The organism is Novosphingobium ovatum, from assembly GCF_009909235.1.
Lineage (GTDB): Bacteria > Pseudomonadota > Alphaproteobacteria > Sphingomonadales > Sphingomonadaceae > Novosphingobium > Novosphingobium ovatum.
In genome coordinates this window covers 143,440-159,844 of the sequence record NZ_JAAAPO010000002.1, presented here as the reverse complement: position 1 = coordinate 159,844, position 16,405 = coordinate 143,440, and the positions used below count along the sequence as shown (strand labels likewise).

Sequence of the window (16,405 nt, the reverse complement as noted above, 5' to 3'; positions counted from 1 at the left end):
GCCGGGACATTCATGGACGTTTCTCGCTGACTGATGGCTGAATGGAAGTGGTTGCGGGTTTGGGCGCGGGCTGGCCGATCGGTCGGCCATCGGCCCCCACCAGCCCCAGTTCGCGCGGATCGACAACAAAGGCCGTGTCATAGGTCGCCCGCAACGAACGGAACAATTGATAGAACGGCGCGCGGATATTGATGTTGAACTCGATCGGCAACGCGGCCAACTGGCGGGTGATGAAATTGCGGGTTGTGCCCTGCCCCTGCCGCACGCCGGTCAGGCGCACGCGGGTCACCACCTCGCCCGCGATCGAGCCATCCATGCCGATCACCATCTCGCGGTAGGCCAGCGAGCGCAGCGCCTTGAACGCGTAATTCCCCATGGGCGAGAGGTCTTTATACGTCAGCACGCCCAGATAGGAGACCGATCCGCCCGGCGCTGCCGAACGCAATTCGCCACCCTCGATCCGGCCACCATTGGCGTCAAACACCAACGGCAACAGCCCGTCGAAATGGCCGGTGGCGGCAATGTTCTGCGCCTCCATCTGCAACAGGAACTTGGCGGTATCAATGCCTTGCGCCTTCAGGGCAAAGCGCCGCTCGACCGAATTGCCCAGCCGCAACCGGGTCGGCAACAGCTCCAGCGTGCCGTCCAGAAACGGCCAGCGCGCGTCCTCGACCGAGAGCACCAGCCCCGGCTCCATGGCAAAGCGGAAGGTGCCATTGGTCACCTCGATGCCGGGGTTGATACTGGCCACGCGCAAGGTCTGGTGCGGCGCGGTGACCAGCCCCAGCAGATCGGTGAACGCCACCGTGCCGGCAACGCCCCGCACCGGCCCCACGGGCGCGGCAAAGTCCAGCCCGTCAGTGGTCACGCTGCCGCTGGAATGGGTAACGCCGCGCGCGTCCCACGCGATCCGCGCCTTGGCCGACACGCTGCCCGCCACATTGGCCACCACGCCACGGGCCAAAGCGCTGAGCGTATCGGGCTGCATCCGCCCGTCAAAGGTCAGCGCATTGACCGCCAGATCGGCGCTGCCGCGCCCGGTGGTGGTGTCCTGCACCGCGCGAATCTGTACCAATTCGCGGTCTGCCCCGGGGGCGACCAACCGCCCCTCGGCAAAGATCGTGCCCTGCGCCACGCGGATATCGCCATCGCGCAACGCCACCGGCTCAAACCGGGCCAGTGGCTGTGGATCGGACAGCAGCACCCGCAGATGGGTCAGCGCCGGGCCATCGCCGCCCAGCGTCCAATCGGCCGCACCCTGACGCAGCTGCACCGGCAGGCCTGCCACATCGGCGCTGATGCCCGATACCGTGCCGCCAATACCGGCGCGCACCATCCCGCCACGCGCCATGGCGCCGGTCAGGCTGGCGATGCTCAACCGCGTCTGATCCCCCAAGGCCAGCGCCAGATCGCGCATGTTCAACCGCAACCCATCGGCCGGCCCCTCCAGCCGGATCGGCCCGGAACGCAGCGAAATCGGGGCGCCTTGGGCACTGCCGCGCAGCGTCAGTGCGGGCACCATCAGCCCGACCTGCGCTGCGTCTCCGGGCGCAATCGCCACCCCGCCCGCGCGCCCTGTGGGGCACAATCGCACCCGCCCATGGTCCAGCGCCATGTCGCCCCGCGCGATCCGGTCAAAACCGATGTCGGCGCATTGGGGCAAGACCTGCCACCCCCCGCGCCGACTGGTGACGTTCAGCGGCAAGCTCAGGCCCGTCAGGCGCAGATCGCCCAGCGCACCCGACACCTCCGCCCGGCCCGACAGCGCCACCGCGCCGCCCACGCCCACATCCAGCCGCAATTCCGGCGCGCCCAGTTGCCAGCCCCCGGCGCGATAGGGCGCCACACTGGCGCTGACCCGAACACCGCCCGCAGGCGCGCTTTGGAACATGCCCCGCATCTGCGGCAAACCGGCCCCGGCACTGGCCCAAGTGCCCGCAATCCGCGCCGCGCCCGCGCCGCGACGGACATAGGACAGCCGATCCGCCCGCAACAAAGCCCGCCCGCTGCGCCCGTTCCAACGCGCAAGCGGCACGATCACGCTGACGCCTTCGCCACGCCGCCGCAGGGTAAAGGTCCCCTCGCCACTGCCGCCCGACAACTCGCGCCGCAGAGCAGTTGTCAGCGGGGTGATCACGCCGGTCAGCGCACCGCCCCCGCCCTGCCCGGCGCGCGCCATCGCCGCCAAGGTCTGCGGCAAAGCGGCCACGCCCTGCGCGCGCCAATCGCCCTCGGCCTCCAATGTGGCGGCAGTCAACGCACCGCGCGCGCGGCCCGTGCTGGTCAGGCGGGTGATGTTTGCGCCATAACCGGGTTTAGTTGCCACCATAATGTTGTCAGCGACAACATTCCACACCGCGTCCAGCCGCCCTTGGCCCAGCGACAGGCGCACATCGCCCCCCACCTGCCGGGCCGACCCACCCCCTGCCGAAACAGCCCCCGCCCGCCCGGTCACCCGCGCCTTGACGGCGTCCAGCGGGGCCGACAGTTCCGCCGTCAAAGACAGATCGGCACGCCCCAGACGCAAGCCGCCGCAGCGCCCGTCCACCACCTGCAAAGGCCCCGTAAAGCGTGGAATTTCATGTGAAATTGTCAACGATCCGCGCAGGCCGGCGCTCGCGGTGCAGTCGCCCGCGCGCAATTTGGGCGCGGCCACCGCCACCACCCCGGCAAAGCCCCCGCGCAAGCCCCCAGCCCCCGCCAGAGCCACGCCAACCTGACCGTAATCCCCTGAAATCACGGCAGTTCCATGTTCAACCGCCACCGCCATGTCGGGCATCCGAAACGGCGCGGCAGAGGGCGTCCGCCACAAAGGGTCCAGACTGCCCAGACTGAATTGCCCATCGACGATCCGCCCGACCAGATGCGGTCGCACCAGCCGCACACTGGCCAATTGCGGCATGCCGCCCGACAGGCCCCAGCGCAATTCCACCATTTCGGACATAAAATCGGGATGCGACGGATCACCCAGCACCACATCGGCCAGCACCGCCCGCGTCGCGTCCAGTTCCACCACCCGGTAGCGCCCCGGCAAATGCAGCCGCGCCAGCCCATTGGCCACCAGCGAATCGGCAATAGTCAGCCGTTCCGCCCAGCCCAGCCCCAGCGCCGCCAGCCCCACGCCCAGCGCCCACCACCGCCGCCGCAACCGCCAGGGGCGGCTTTGCTGCGGCGCGGCGGCCAACGGGCTGTCGTCCTGTGGCGGGGTCGGCCCCGTGCTGTTGTCCATGGCTGCCATCACCCGCTCTCTTGCGCAAAAATCCCTAAGGCGGCAAGCTGTTCGCATAGAGCCAGTCAGCGTAAGACCATTCGATGGGGGCGGCCATGGGGGAACGGGATCTGTTTGGCACGGCAAAGGCACCTTCTGGCGCAATGCCAGACGCATCGTCTTTGCAGGAAGTGCCGCCAACCCCCTTTGACGCGCTGGACGACTCCGACGCGCCCCCGGTTCAGCCACCGCGCACCACCGTCCCGCATCACACCTCCCGGCCCGCAAAGCGCAACGCCGCCGCGCCCTCCACCCCGGCGCCGGCGCACCGGCCGCTGGCACAGGCCGCACATGACCCCACCGGCCACCGCGCCCGGTTGCGCCAGCGCCTGTTGCATGGCGGTGATGACGCTCTGGCTGATCACGAATTGCTGGAATATCTGCTGATGCTGGCCATTCCGCGCCGCGATACAAAGCCGGTCGCGCGCACGCTTTTGGCGCGGTACGGATCATTGGCAGCGGCGTTGAACGCCGATGTCGACGCGCTGGCTGGGCACCCCGGCATGGGCGACACCAGCGCGGCGGCGCTGCGCATCGTGGCGGTGACGGCACGCCGTCTGGCCCGCACCATGGCGACCGAGGCCCCGGTGTTGAGCAGTTGGTCGGCCCTGATCGCCTATCTGACGATCGACATGGCGCATCTGACGGTCGAGCGGGTGCGGGTGCTGTATCTGGACACAAAATTCCGCCTGATCCGCGACGAACACGTCTGCGATGGCAGTCTGGACGAAGCCGCGATCCACCCGCGCGAAGTGTTGCGGCGGGCGCTGGATGTGGGGGCGGCCTCGCTGATCATTGTCCACAACCACCCGTCCGGTTCGCCAGAACCCAGCAAGGCCGACATTCAAGTGACGGTGCGAATCGCCGAAGCCGCGCGGCTGTTGAACATCGCGGTCCATGATCATGTGATCATCGGCAAGGAAGGCCATGTATCGCTGCGATCGCGAGGGCTGGTCTGATTCGCAAGAATGCGGCGATGCCGGATGCCAAGGTCAAAATTGCCATAAATCCGTAATTTGACGTAAGTACCCTGCTGCATTTCCGGCGATTTTGCAGTGCAATGATTGACGTGACCGCCACGCATTACCGCTTCCTAACGCGTAAATTTTAAGTATATTTCCACAGGAATCGGAACGAATCTGGATCTTCAAATCCATCGCCTCCGAATCTCGGGGAAACACTTACCACGAATGGATCGCCGCGTGTTCAAGCGCTTGTTCAGACTGCCTCAGGCTGCCGATACGAAACCGATCCGCATCACCCCGCCGCCCAGCGCGTCGGCCCCGCGCCGCAATGTCAATCACGAGGGCGAACATCCGCTGGTCGTGGTCAATGATATTGCCTCGCGGCCGCGCCCCGATGGGCGGATCATCGTGGTCGCCAATGAAAAAGGTGGCGTTGGCAAGTCGACGCTGGCGTTCCATACCTGCATCGCGCTGTGCGATGCGGGCTATTCGGTATCGGCCATCGATCTGGACTTCCGGCAGCAGTCGCTGGCGCGCGCCCTCTCCTTCCGCGAGGCGACCTCGCGCCGGCTGGATGTCGATCTGCCCAGCCCGACCTATACCGCCGTTGCCCACACCACGGGCGCGTTGTTGTGTCAGGAAATTGCCCGCATCGGGTGGAAATCCGACTATATCATCATTGACGTTGCCGGTTCGGATTCGCCGCTGGCCCGCCGGGCGATCGCCATGGCCGACACGCTGCTGACGCCGATCAACAGCTCCTTTGTCGATCTGGACCTGCTGGGCCGGTTCAACCCGACCACGCTCGAAGTCGTCAGCGCGGGCTTTTTCTCGCGCATGGTCAGCGAGTTGCGCGAGGAGCGCCTGCGCCGCAACCTGTCTGACCTCGACTGGCTGGTGATGCCCAACCGCCTGCGTTCGGGTTCCAGCCACAACCAGGCCCGGTTCGAGGCGGCGCTGGCCCGCCTGGCCCCCAATGTCGGTTTCCGCGTGGGATCGGGCATGAGCGAACGCGTTGCCTACCGCGAGCTGTTCCTGCTGGGCCTGACCCATCTGGACCTGCGCCACATCCCCAGCCTGCACCACATGAAGGCGCAGGCCCGTGATGAAATCACCACCCTGATGGCCGATCTGAACATCGAGGAATACGCGCCCCGCGCCGAAAACCTGCCGATGCCCGATATTGTCGCCGATCTGGCCGCAGGCTCGGTCGCGGCCTGACGGTCCGCCGCCCGCCCCACCCCTATACCCCCGCCTGACGGGTCGCACCGCCCCCGCCACGCCCCCTAACCGGGCGATGTGGCGGGGGTGATTTGCGTCTTGGGCGCTTTTCGGGGCCTCAACCCTTGCGTTTGGGCGCGTCCCGGCCTAGCGGCGCGGCCAAGACACGCGCGCATCCCGCGCCCCCTGACCCACAGACCCGCACACGGAGGACACCATGGTACCCCGCTATGCCCGCCCGGCGATGACCGCCATCTGGGAACCCGAAGCCCGCTACAAGATCTGGTTCGAGATCGAAGCCCACGCCACGCAAAAGCTGGGCGAACTGGGCGTTGTGCCGATGAGCGGCCCCAAGGCGTTGTGGGACTGGTGGCAGACCAACCCCGGCATCGACGTCGCCGCGATCGACGCCAAGGAAGCCATCCTCAAGCATGACGTAATCGCGTTCCTGGACTGGGTGGCAGAGCAGGTCGGCCCCGAGGCGCGCTTCATGCACCAGGGCATGACGTCGTCGGACGTGCTGGACACGACGCTGGCGGTGCAGTTGGCCCGCGCCGCCGATCTGCTGCTGGCCGATATCGACGCGCTGCTGGCCGCGATCAAGCGCCGCGCGATGGAGCACAAATACACGCCCACCATCGGCCGCAGCCACGGCATCCACGCCGAACCCACCACCTTTGGCAAGAAGCTGGCCGAGGCCTATGCCGAGTTCGACCGCTGCAAGACGCGCCTGATCGCCGCGCGCGCCGAAATCGCCACTTGCGCCATTTCGGGCGCGGTCGGCACCTTTGCCAATATCGACCCCAGCGTCGAGGAATATGTCGCCGAGCAGATGGGCCTGTCGGTCGAGCCGGTCAGCACGCAGGTCATCCCGCGTGACCGCCACGCCATGTTCTTTGCCACCCTTGGCGTCATCGCCAGCAGCATTGAGCGTCTGGCCGTGGAAATCCGCCACCTGCAACGCACCGAAGTGCTGGAGGCCGAGGAATATTTCTCGCCCGGCCAAAAGGGCTCGTCGGCCATGCCGCACAAGCGCAACCCGGTGCTGACCGAAAACCTGACGGGTCTGGCCCGCATGGTGCGCAGCGCCGTCACCCCCGCGCTGGAAAACGTCGCCTTGTGGCACGAGCGCGACATCTCGCACTCCTCGGTCGAGCGTTTCATCGGCCCCGACGCCACCATCACGCTGGACTTTGCGCTGGCCCGCCTGACCGGCGTGGTCGACAAGCTGGTGATCTATCCCGAACGCATGCAGAAGAACCTCGACCGCATGGGCGGTCTGGTCCACTCGCAGCGCGTGCTGCTGGCGCTGACGCAGGCGGGGCTGGAGCGTGACGCGTCCTACCGTCTGGTGCAGCGCAACGCGATGAAGGTGTGGGAGAGCGATGGCCAGCTCTCGCTGCTTGAACTGTTGAAGGCCGACCCCGAAGTCGCCGCCGCGCTGACCCCGGCGCAGTTGGAAGACAAGTTCAACCTTGATTACCACTTCAAGGGGATCGACACCATTTTCGCCCGCGTGTTCGGCGAATAATCGGTAACAGTCTGGCGCGCTTGGGGAAATGCTGCGGCATGACCCCGGCGTTGCCGGGCTGATCCCCCCTTTGCCCCCTTCCCTTTGGGGCAAAACCGCCCTAGGTTGCGTGCCCAGAGGATTGCCATCGCCGCCATGGCATGGCGCAATCGACCGCAAGGGTACGCAAAGGGGCGTTTGGCCATGGATATCATCCGCACCATCATCTGGGTGCTGATCGCGGTGGTGGTTTCTGCCTTTGTGGCGATGAACTGGCAATTGGCCTCGGTCAACGTGTGGCCGCTCGATAGCGGCTATCTGCATCTGGACTGGCCGGTCGGGTTTGTCGCATTGGCATTCTTTCTGGCGGGCCTTGTTCCGATGTGGATTCGGGCAAAGGCGATTGGCTGGCGATTGAAACGCCGCATCGCCACGCTGGAAAACACCATTCGGGCATCCACGCCCACGCCGCCTCTGGCGACAAAGACACAATTGGACGCCGAACAGGCCGGACACAGAACAGAGAAGTGACCATGCACCACAACCCCATCTACGTCGCATTGGACCTGCCCCGTCTGGACGCCGCCGAGGCGCTGGCCCGCAAGGTCAAGGACCATGTCGGCGGGATCAAGCTGGGGCTGGAATTCTTTTGCGCGCATGGGCACCATGGCGTGCATGAATTGGCCAAGGTGGGCCTGCCGATCTTTCTGGATCTGAAACTGCACGATATTCCCAATACGGTGGCCGCCGCCATGCAGGCGATCCATGTGCTGCAGCCCAGCATCGTGACGATCCACGCTGCCGGTGGCCGCGCCATGATGGAGGACGCCAAGGCAGCCGCAGGCGAAAACACCAAGGTGGTGGCCGTGACGGTGCTGACCAGTCTGGACGATGATGATCTGACCAGCATCGGCGTGTCGGCCAACGCCCACGATCAGGCGCTGCGTCTGGCCGATCTGGCGCATAGCGCGGGTCTGGACGGCATCGTCTGTTCCGGCCACGAGGTGGGCGCGATCAAGAAGCAGTGGAAGGACGGCTTTTTCGTCGTGCCGGGGCTGCGTTTGCCCGATGGCTCGCTGGGCGATCAAAAGCGTTCGGTCAGCCCGCGCATGGCGCGCGATGCCGGGGCCAGCGTGCTGGTCATTGGCCGCCCGATCACCCGCGCCGAAGACCCGCTGGCCGCCGCCCGCGCGATCGAGGGCACGCTGTAATTCCCATGCCGATCCGCATGGCTGACCCCGGTGATGCCGCCGCCCTCAAGGCGCTGGTGGAAAGCGGCTATCGCGGTGACAGCGCCCGGCGCGGCTGGACGCATGAGGCCGATCTGTTGTCGGACGAGCGGATCACCTTGGCCGAATTGCAGGCGCTGTTGGCCGATTCCACGGTGCGCGTGCTGGTGCGCGATGGCGCTGCGGGCGCGCTGGCGGGATGCGTGTGCGTCACCGATCGGGGCGCGGGCGTGGCCTATCTGGGGATGCTTTGCGTTGACCCCGCGTTGCAGGCGGGAGGCATCGGCCGCGCGCTGATCGCCGCGGCGCATGAGGCCGCGCGCGACCATTTTGCCGCGCAGACAATGGAAATGACGGTCATTTCCGCCCGACCCGAACTGATCGCTTATTATCAGCGGCGCGGCTATGCCCGCACGGGTGAGACACGGCCGTTCCCGGGCGTTGGGGGCGATCATCTCTCGATGGTGGTGCTGGCCTGCGCTTTGGGGTAAGGGCGCGGGCATGACCAAGATGGCGATCAAGATTTGCGGCCTGTCGGACAGGGCGGGCGTCGATGCCGCGCTGGCGGCTGGCGCGACCCATGTCGGGCTGGTGTTCTTTCCCAAAAGCCCGCGCAATGTCAGCGTGGAACAGGCCGCCGCGCTGGCCGCGCATGTGGCGGGCCGGGCCAAGGTCGTGGGGCTGTTTGTTAATCCTGCAGGTGATTTCCTGACCCATGCGTGCAACGTTGTGGCGCTGGACGTGATCCAATTGCATGGGACAGAAAGCAATAAACAGGCCGAACAAATTCGTAGTCGGCATGGACTGGAAACTTGGAAGGCGATTGGCATCAGGGAAAGTCTGAACCAAGCCAACATTTATGCTAGAGCCGTCGATCGCGTTTTATATGATGCTAAGCCGCCCGAAGACCACGACCTGCGGGGCGGCACAGGGCTGCGCATCGACTGGAGCTTGTTGGCTGGTCGCCGCCACCCCTTACCGTGGATTTTGGCCGGAGGGCTGGACGCGACCAATGTGGCCGAAGCCATCCGCATCACCGGCGCCGATTTCGTCGATGTCTCGTCTGGCGTGGAAAGCGGGCGCGGGATCAAGGACGCGGCCAAAATCGCCCAATTCTGCCGCGCCGCGCGGGAATCCTGACGCCACAAAGGGGTGGCAGGCAAGCCCACCACCCCTTTGCCGGGAGGGATCGGTTAGAGGTCAGAACCGCACGCCAAAGCCGACAAGGGCGGCGTTGCTGTCGCGGGCCTGATCCTCACTGAAATTGTGGCGATATTCGACCTTGCCATAGACCGGGCCGAAATTGTGCTCGACACCCGCACCCACCTGCGTGGCATTGGGGCCCACGCCATACTGGTAGCCGGCCAGGCCATAGACCTTGTCCTTGGGCGTAAGGGCCGTGCCAAAGCGCGCGGTGGTGGCAAAGCGAGTCTTGTCCTGACTGGTCAGCACCTTGTCCACCGACTGTTCGACACCGACAAAGGTGCCGCCGCCCGTGGCAAAGTCATAGCCAATTGCCGCACCCAGGGTGGCTTGCGCACTTTGCCCATCCTGCCAGCCAAGGCCGCTGCGCACTTCGGCGCGTGCCCCGTATTCCCCGCTGCCGCTTTGGGCAAGGGCAGGCGTGGCCGCCGCCATCGACAGGCCGAGCGTGAGAAGAACCAGACGCATAGAAATCTCCGTGTTGCTGTGGGGTTCAGCACCCGACAACCGGATTGCGCGCCACCGCCTGTCGGGAAAATGAACCCGATTTTCAGGCGATTGTCAGAAACCTTTCAGGTTATGACGCAACCCCGCGGCAAACCGCGATTGCGGCAGCCCACGCCTTAATTGTCGTCAAAGGTACGCCGTGGCGTGGGCGCGACAGACCGATGCCGCCCTCCCGCCCCTGACCAAAGGCATAATTCGCCCCATGGGACATGCGCGCATCCTCTGGACAGCGGCGCGCGGGCGTGGCAGGCGCTTGACCCATCATGAACGCACCCCTTGCTCCCAATTCGCTGCGCAATCTGCCGGACGAAAATGGCCACTTCGGTCAGTTCGGCGGGCGCTATGTCGCCGAAACGCTGATGCCGCTGATCCTGGATCTGGAGCGCGAGTACAAGGCCGCCAAGGCCGACCCCGCCTTCAAGGCCGAGTTCGAGGATCTGCTGGAGCATTACGTGGGCCGTCCCAGCCCGCTGTATTTCGCGCCCCGCCTGACGGAGCATTGGGGCGGCGCGCAGATCTGGTTCAAGCGCGAGGAGCTGAACCACACCGGCGCGCACAAGATCAACAATTGCATCGGCCAGATCCTGCTGGCGATCCGCATGGGCAAGACCAAGATCATCGCCGAAACCGGCGCGGGCCAGCATGGCGTGGCCACCGCCACCGTCTGCGCCCGCTTTGGCCTGTCCTGCACGATCTTCATGGGCGCGACCGACGTCGCCCGCCAACAGCCCAACGTCTTCCGCATGAAGCTGTTGGGCGCCGAGGTGGTGCCTGTCACCAGCGGCGCTGCCACGCTGAAGGACGCGATGAACGAGGCGCTGCGCCATTGGGTGGCGAACGTGCATGACACGTTCTACATCATCGGCACCGCCGCCGGCCCGCACCCCTATCCCGAACTGGTCCGCGATTTCCAAAGCGTGATCGGCCGCGAAGCCCGCGCCCAGATGCTGGCGCGCACGGGCCGCCTGCCCGATATGCTGATCGCGCCGGTGGGCGGTGGCAGCAACGCCATCGGCCTGTTCCATCCGTTTCTGGATGACGCCGATGTGGCGATGGTCGGGATCGAGGCCGGTGGCCATGGCGTTGATACCAATGCCCACGCCGCATCGCTGACCGGGGGCAAGCCGGGCATCCTGCATGGCAATAAGACCTATCTGTTGCAGGACGAGGACGGCCAGATCACCGAGGCGCATTCGATCAGCGCCGGTCTGGATTACCCCGGCATCGGGCCGGAGCATAGCTGGCTGCACGAGATCGGGCGGGTGAAATATCTGCCGGTGAACGACGATGAAGCGGTCGAGGCGTTCCAGCTGTGCTGTTCGCTGGAGGGCATCATCCCGGCGCTGGAATCGGCCCACGCGCTGGCCGCCCTGCCCAAGCTGGCCCCGCAAATGGACAAGGACAAGATCATCATCGTCAACCTGTCCGGCCGCGGCGACAAGGACATCTTCACCATTGCCGACAAGCTGGGGGTGGAACTGTGAGCGCCCGTCTTTCCGCCGCCTTTGCCAAAGGCCGCCCTGCCCTTGTGACCTTTGTCACCGGGGGTGATCCCACGCCGGACGCCACGCCCGCCATTCTGGACGCGCTGGTGGCCGGTGGCGCCGATGTGATCGAGCTGGGCATGCCGTTCACCGACCCCATGGCCGATGGCCCGGCGATTCAGGCCGCCAATCTGCGCGCGCTGGCCGCCGGTACCAAGACCGCCACGATCTTTGCCATCGCCAAGGCGTTCCGCGCCCGGCACCCCGATGTGCCGCTGGTGCTGATGGGCTATGCCAATCCGATGATCGCGCGCGGGCCGGAATGGTTTGCCGCGCAATGTCAGGATGCGGGCGTCGATGGCATCATCTGCGTCGACATCCCCTCCGAGGAAGACAGCGAAATCGGTCCTGCCCTGCGCGCGGCGGGCGTGGACTTCATCCGCCTGGCCACCCCCACCACTGACACGGCGCGTTTGCCCGCGGTGCTGAACGGTTCGTCGGGCTTCCTGTATTACGTCTCGGTCGCGGGCGTGACGGGCAAGCAGCAGGCCGCCGTCGATTCGATCAAGGACGCCATGGACCGCATCAAATCGGCCACCGACATCCCGGTCGTCGTCGGCTTTGGCGTGCGCACACCCGATCAGGCCGCCGCCTTTGCCGCCCATGCCGATGGCGTGGTGGTGGGCAGCGCGCTGGTTGATCTGGTTGCCACGCATGGCGCCGATGCGGCAGAACCTGTGCGCGCGCTCACCGCCGCCTTGGCAGACGCCGTTCATGGCGCTAAGGCAACCGCATGAGCTGGCTCAACAAAGTTCGCAATTCGCTCTCCTCGCTTGGCACCAAGAAAGAGGAAGACAGCACCCCCGACAACCTGTGGGTGAAGTGCCGCAACTGTGGCGAGATGCTGTTCACCAAGGAATATGAGGCAAATCTGTCGGTTTGCCCCCGGTGTGAACACCATGGCCGCATTGGCACGGACGCCCGCATGGCGCATCTGCTGGACACCGGTTTTACCGTCCTGCCCACGCCCAAGGTCAAGGAAGACCCGCTGAAATTCCGCGACTCCAAGCCTTATCCGGCGCGGATGAAGGCGGCGCGCGCGGCCAACCCGCACCCTGACGCGCTGACCAACGCGGTCGGCACGGTCGAGGGCATCAAGGTGGTGCTGGGCGTGCAGGACTTCCACTTCATGGGTGGATCGATGGGCATGGCGGTGGGCGCGGCCTTTGTCGCGGGCGCCGAACGCGCGCTCAAGGAAAAATGCGGCTATGTCATCGTCACCGCCGCTGGTGGCGCGCGCATGCAGGAGGGCATCCTCTCGCTGATGCAGATGCCCAAGACCACCGTTGCGGTGCGTCGCCTGAACGCGGCAGGCCTGCCCTATATCGTCGTTCTGACCGATCCGACGACCGGCGGCGTGACGGCGTCCTATGCGATGCTGGGCGATGTGCATATTGCCGAACCGGGCTGTCTGATCGGCTTTGCCGGGCAGCGCGTCATTCAGGACACCATCCGCGAAAAGCTGCCCGAAGGGTTCCAGCGCGCCGAATATCTGCACGCGCATGGCATGGTCGACATGGTGGTCAAGCGCCACGACCTGAAGGCAACGCTGGCCACGGTGCTGGGTTACCTGACCCCGGCCAGGGCCGCCTGAGGACGCAGACAAGGGTGGTGCGGTGAAGGACTTTGCCATTTCCGACCACCCGCGCGTGGCCGCGCAACTGGCGCGACTGGGCGCATTGTCGGTGCCGCAGGGCCGTTTGGGGCTGGAGATCATCGAGGGGCTGCTGGACCGCCTGGGCAATCCCCAGCGCCGCCTGCCCCCGGTGTTCCATGTCGCGGGCACCAATGGCAAGGGCAGCACCTGTACCTATTTGCGCCACATGCTGGAGGCGCAGGGGCTGAGCGTCCATTCCGCCACCAAGCCGCATCTGGTCCGCTATAACGAGCGCATCCGGCTGAACGGGGCGCTGATATCCGACGATCATCTGGCCGATCTGCTGGCCCGCGTGCTGGACGCCAATGAGGCGGGCGGCGATCTGGGGCCGTCCTTCTTCGAGGTGACAACCGCCGCGATCTTCCTCGCCTTTGCCGAGACGCCCGCCGACGCCTGCGTGATCGAGGTGGGTTTGGGCGGGCGGCTGGACGCGACCAATGTCATCCCCGACCCGCTGGTCACCGGCATCGCCACGCTGGGCATTGACCACGAAGGCTTTCTGCTGCGCCCCGAAGACGGCGCGCCTGCCGACCCGCTGGCCCGCATCGCCTGGGAAAAGGCCGGGATCACGCGGCCGCACGCCCCGCTGGTGACGCTGGATTACCCGCCCCGTGCCGAGAAACAGATCGCCGCGCTGACGGCCGCATCGGGCGCGCCATGGCTGCGCCGTGGGCGTGACTGGTCGGCGCAGATTGGCGATACCATCGCCTATCGCGATGCCGCCGGCACGCTGGACCTGCCGCTGCCGATGCTGGCCGGGCGCCATCAGGCCGAGAATGCCGCGCTGGCGGTCGCCATGTTGCGCGCGCAATCGCGCCTGACGGTAACGCCAGAAGCGATGGCACAGGGCATCCGCGCCGCCCGCTGGCCCGCGCGCCTGCAATTGCTGAACGAAGGCCCGCTGGTCGCGCTGGCCCGCCGCGCCAATCCCACGCGCGAAGTGTGGCTGGACGGTGGTCACAACCCTGATGCGGGCGCGGCCATCGCCCGCCATTTCGCCACCCGCCCGCCGGTGCATCTGATCATGGGCATGCTGGCGAACAAGGACCCTTCGGCGATTGTCACGCCGCTGACGGATCGTTTGCTCTCGGTCTCGGTCGTGCCCGCGCCGGGTCATGACGCGCATACGCCCGAGGATTTTGCCGCGCACACCCCGCTGCCTGTACGCCCCTGCGATGATGTCGAAGCCGCCATCGCCGCCCTGCCCGAACAGGGCGATGTGCTGATCTGCGGCTCGCTTTATCTGGCGGGCGACGTGCTGCGCCGCAATCTGGAATTCCCGGATTAAGCCTGCTTGGCCGCGCGCCGCTCGATCCGGGCAACGCGCGCCCATTCAAACACCACGAAGGACACGCTGACCACGCCGGCCAGCGCCATCGCGCGAAACACCGGGCCATAGCCATAGGCGTCAAACGCCTCGCCCGCGACACCGCGCCCCAATGTGCCCACCAGAAACGTCAGGGATGACAACAGCGCGTATTGGATCGCGGTGAACCGGCGCGACACCACGCTGGAGACATAGGCGACAAAGGCCGTCCCCGCGATGCCGGTGGCGATGTTTTCATAGCAGATCGCCAGCAACAGCCGTGTCATGCGCAGATCTGATCCCAACGCGTCAGCGACAAAACCAATCCCGGTCACTCGCGCAAAGGCGTCGATCACATGCCCGCCATCGGCCAGATCGGCATAGAGCAGATTGCCGAACGCCGGCAGGATCGCGCCCAGCAGAACAGTCGGAAACCGCCCCAGCCGCGCGAACAGGTATCCCCCCAGGCTGATCCCCAGCATCGTCATGAAAATGCCGAAAATCTTGGAGGCGAATGCCACCTGATCCTTGGTATAGTGCAGGTGATCGAGATAAAACGGAAAGGCAAAGCTGGACCACAGATTATACGAGAGCGCATAGGTGAGGATGAAGCCCATCACCACCACCACGCCCGCGCCCAGCCTTTGCGCCAGTTCGGCCAAGGGGGCCACCAGCGCGGCGTACACATGGTTGGCAATGCCCCGCACGGCCGAGGGCGCGCCTTCGGCCTGCGCCAACACGTATCGCCCGCGCGTCTTCAGCCCGTTGGCGATGGCCGCCATGACAAAGGGCACCACCACCGTCGCCACCACGATCCACGGCCCGCTGCCCTTGGTAAATTCGGCCACGCTGGGCGGTTTGGCGCTGCCCGGCGCGGGGCTGAGCACGCGGATCATGAAGCTGCCCACCGTCACCACCGCCCAGGTCCAACTGGCCAGCACCACAAACAACAGCGCCGCGCGGGCATTGGGGCGCAATTCGCCCACCGCGCCCAGCGTTTCGTGCAACTGGCCCAGTTCACCGCGCGGCGTGTCGGGCGCGGCCAGCGTCACCAGCATGATCGCCGCCATCACCACCGCCATCAACGCGAACACGGCAGGCCAGCTCATCCGCGCGGCCAGCATCAGCGCCAGCGCGCCGCCCACGATGGACGCAATGCGATAGCCAAACTGTGAGATGGCCGAGAGCAGCTCGACCGAGGATTGCTCATCGGCAACGTCGATGCGCCATGCGTCGATGGCGATATCCTGTGTTGCGCTGGCAAAGGCGGCGATGAAGGCCAGCACCGCAAACGGCCCGATCGCCGCCACCGGATTGGTCAGCGCCAGCCCGCCAAACCCCGCCGTCAGCACGATCTGGCACAGCAGGATCCAGCTGCGCCGCCGCCCCAGACGCTCCAGCACCGGCAGCGGCAGGCGATCGACCAGCGGCGCCCACAGGAATTTGAACGAATAGGACAGGCCGATCCACGACAGCACGCCAATGGTCGCCAGCTTGATCCCCACCTCGCCCAGCCAGGCGTTGAGCGTGCCGATCAGCAGCGCAAAAGGCAGCCCGCTGGAAAAGCCGAAACCCAGCATGCAGGCCGATTTGCGCGTGGAGAGCGCCACACGCACGAGCGCCAGCCCCTTTGGCCGCGGGCGGGGCGCCGGGGCGGGCTGATCAGTGGTCGCAGCAGTCGCGGCGGTGGCGGCCATGTGTCTTGATCCTTTGCACTTTGTTGCCAGACTAGCCGGTATTGCCGCGAAGGCCATCCCCCAACGAGACGCTTATGCCCATAGAATTTGCCGCCCGCCCGCCAGATTTTGACGGATGCCCGTATTGCGCGTAAGGGGCCGCCATGGCTCTTCCTCCCAAAACGCCCCGTGGCCCTTCGCGGCCCCCTCGTTCTTCGTCCGCGCGTGGTGATGCCCCGCGCAAAGTGCTGACCCGCTCGCCCCGCGCTTCGGACGCGCCGGCCGGTGACGCCCCCGCCAAAAAGCCTGCGCGTGGCGG

Annotated in this window: 14 protein-coding genes; 11 read left to right on the top strand and 3 right to left on the bottom strand. The window is 66.1% G+C overall.

Going from position 1 to position 16,405, the window contains the following annotated elements; genetic code table 11:
- Window positions 1-10 precede the first annotated feature (10 nt).
- Window positions 11-3,238, bottom strand: a complete 3,228-nt coding sequence (locus GTZ99_RS04930) for a YdbH domain-containing protein (RefSeq protein ID WP_161717188.1) — start codon at window positions 3,236-3,238, stop codon at window positions 11-13.
- Window positions 3,239-3,372: 134 nt separating this feature from the next.
- Between GTZ99_RS04930 and radC the strand changes: the two genes are divergently transcribed.
- The 7 genes from radC to GTZ99_RS04895 all read left to right on the top strand — a co-directional run bounded on the left by radC (window position 3,373) and on the right by GTZ99_RS04895 (window position 9,333).
- Window positions 3,373-4,227 carry a RadC family protein gene (radC, locus tag GTZ99_RS04925; protein ID WP_161717187.1) on the top strand — a complete coding sequence of 285 codons (855 nt, stop codon included), beginning with the start codon at window positions 3,373-3,375 and terminating at the stop codon, window positions 4,225-4,227.
- A 243-nt stretch (window positions 4,228-4,470) separates the two neighbouring features.
- Complete coding sequence (locus GTZ99_RS04920) at window positions 4,471-5,454, top strand: division plane positioning ATPase MipZ (RefSeq protein WP_161717186.1); 984 nt, start codon at window positions 4,471-4,473, stop codon at window positions 5,452-5,454.
- A 217-nt stretch (window positions 5,455-5,671) separates the two neighbouring features.
- Complete coding sequence (gene purB, locus GTZ99_RS04915) at window positions 5,672-6,985, top strand: adenylosuccinate lyase (protein ID WP_161717185.1); 1,314 nt, start codon at window positions 5,672-5,674, stop codon at window positions 6,983-6,985.
- Between the two features lie 183 nt (window positions 6,986-7,168).
- Window positions 7,169-7,495 (top strand): LapA family protein, encoded by a 327-nt coding sequence (locus GTZ99_RS04910; RefSeq protein WP_161717184.1) that lies wholly within the window; start codon window positions 7,169-7,171, stop codon window positions 7,493-7,495.
- Window positions 7,496-7,497: 2 nt separating this feature from the next.
- Window positions 7,498-8,175: an orotidine-5'-phosphate decarboxylase gene (gene pyrF / locus GTZ99_RS04905; RefSeq protein WP_161717183.1), complete on the top strand. Its 678-nt coding sequence runs from the start codon at window positions 7,498-7,500 to the stop codon at window positions 8,173-8,175.
- Between the two features lie 17 nt (window positions 8,176-8,192).
- The gene (locus GTZ99_RS04900; protein WP_227711109.1) at window positions 8,193-8,684 is read left to right on the top strand and encodes a GNAT family N-acetyltransferase; all 492 of its coding nucleotides are present in this window, start codon (window positions 8,193-8,195) and stop codon (window positions 8,682-8,684) included.
- A gap of 10 nt (window positions 8,685-8,694) precedes the next feature.
- Complete coding sequence (locus GTZ99_RS04895; RefSeq protein WP_161717181.1) at window positions 8,695-9,333, top strand: phosphoribosylanthranilate isomerase; 639 nt, start codon at window positions 8,695-8,697, stop codon at window positions 9,331-9,333.
- A 60-nt stretch (window positions 9,334-9,393) separates the two neighbouring features.
- Here the strand turns inward: GTZ99_RS04895 and GTZ99_RS04890 are convergent, their stop codons facing one another.
- A complete protein-coding gene (locus tag GTZ99_RS04890; protein WP_161717180.1) occupies window positions 9,394-9,864 on the bottom strand; it encodes an outer membrane protein in 471 nt (156 codons plus the stop codon).
- Between the two features lie 302 nt (window positions 9,865-10,166).
- Here GTZ99_RS04890 and trpB point away from each other — a divergent pair, with 302 nt between their 5' ends.
- Genes trpB through GTZ99_RS04870 form a run of 4 tightly spaced genes read left to right on the top strand, consistent with a single transcriptional unit; the run spans window position 10,167 to window position 14,392 of the window.
- Window positions 10,167-11,387, top strand: coding sequence for a tryptophan synthase subunit beta (gene trpB, locus GTZ99_RS04885; protein WP_161717179.1), 1,221 nt, complete (start codon window positions 10,167-10,169; stop codon window positions 11,385-11,387).
- Entirely contained in the window at window positions 11,384-12,184 is an 801-nt protein-coding gene (gene trpA / locus GTZ99_RS04880) for a tryptophan synthase subunit alpha (RefSeq protein ID WP_161717178.1), read from the top strand. Before trpB ends, trpA begins: the two co-directional genes overlap by 4 nt.
- Complete coding sequence (gene accD / locus GTZ99_RS04875) at window positions 12,181-13,041, top strand: acetyl-CoA carboxylase, carboxyltransferase subunit beta (protein ID WP_161717177.1); 861 nt, start codon at window positions 12,181-12,183, stop codon at window positions 13,039-13,041. The genes trpA and accD overlap by 4 nt, the downstream gene beginning before the upstream one ends.
- A 22-nt stretch (window positions 13,042-13,063) precedes the next feature.
- A complete protein-coding gene (locus GTZ99_RS04870; RefSeq protein ID WP_161717176.1) occupies window positions 13,064-14,392 on the top strand; it encodes a bifunctional folylpolyglutamate synthase/dihydrofolate synthase in 1,329 nt (442 codons plus the stop codon).
- On the opposite strand, the gene GTZ99_RS04865 is transcribed toward GTZ99_RS04870, so the two are convergent.
- Window positions 14,389-16,107: an AmpG family muropeptide MFS transporter gene (locus GTZ99_RS04865; RefSeq protein WP_227711108.1), complete on the bottom strand. Its 1,719-nt coding sequence runs from the start codon at window positions 16,105-16,107 to the stop codon at window positions 14,389-14,391. The genes GTZ99_RS04870 and GTZ99_RS04865 overlap by 4 nt on opposite strands.
- Between the last annotated feature and the right edge of the window lie 298 nt (window positions 16,108-16,405).

Excerpts from the sequence above, each read along its gene's own strand:
- GTZ99_RS04930 (WP_161717188.1), bottom strand. The coding sequence starts at position 3,238 with ATGGCAGCCATGGACAACAGCACGGGGCCGACCCCGCCACAGGACGAC.
- radC (WP_161717187.1), top strand. The coding sequence starts at position 3,373 with ATGCCAGACGCATCGTCTTTGCAGGAAGTGCCGCCAACCCCCTTTGAC.
- purB (WP_161717185.1), top strand. The coding sequence starts at position 5,672 with ATGGTACCCCGCTATGCCCGCCCGGCGATGACCGCCATCTGGGAACCC.
- GTZ99_RS04910 (WP_161717184.1), top strand. The coding sequence starts at position 7,169 with ATGGATATCATCCGCACCATCATCTGGGTGCTGATCGCGGTGGTGGTT.
- pyrF (WP_161717183.1), top strand. The coding sequence starts at position 7,498 with ATGCACCACAACCCCATCTACGTCGCATTGGACCTGCCCCGTCTGGAC.
- GTZ99_RS04900 (WP_227711109.1), top strand. The coding sequence starts at position 8,193 with ATGGCTGACCCCGGTGATGCCGCCGCCCTCAAGGCGCTGGTGGAAAGC.
- GTZ99_RS04895 (WP_161717181.1), top strand. The coding sequence starts at position 8,695 with ATGACCAAGATGGCGATCAAGATTTGCGGCCTGTCGGACAGGGCGGGC.
- GTZ99_RS04890 (WP_161717180.1), bottom strand. The coding sequence starts at position 9,864 with ATGCGTCTGGTTCTTCTCACGCTCGGCCTGTCGATGGCGGCGGCCACG.
- trpB (WP_161717179.1), top strand. The coding sequence starts at position 10,167 with ATGAACGCACCCCTTGCTCCCAATTCGCTGCGCAATCTGCCGGACGAA.
- accD (WP_161717177.1), top strand. The coding sequence starts at position 12,181 with ATGAGCTGGCTCAACAAAGTTCGCAATTCGCTCTCCTCGCTTGGCACC.
- GTZ99_RS04865 (WP_227711108.1), bottom strand. The coding sequence starts at position 16,107 with ATGGCCGCCACCGCCGCGACTGCTGCGACCACTGATCAGCCCGCCCCG.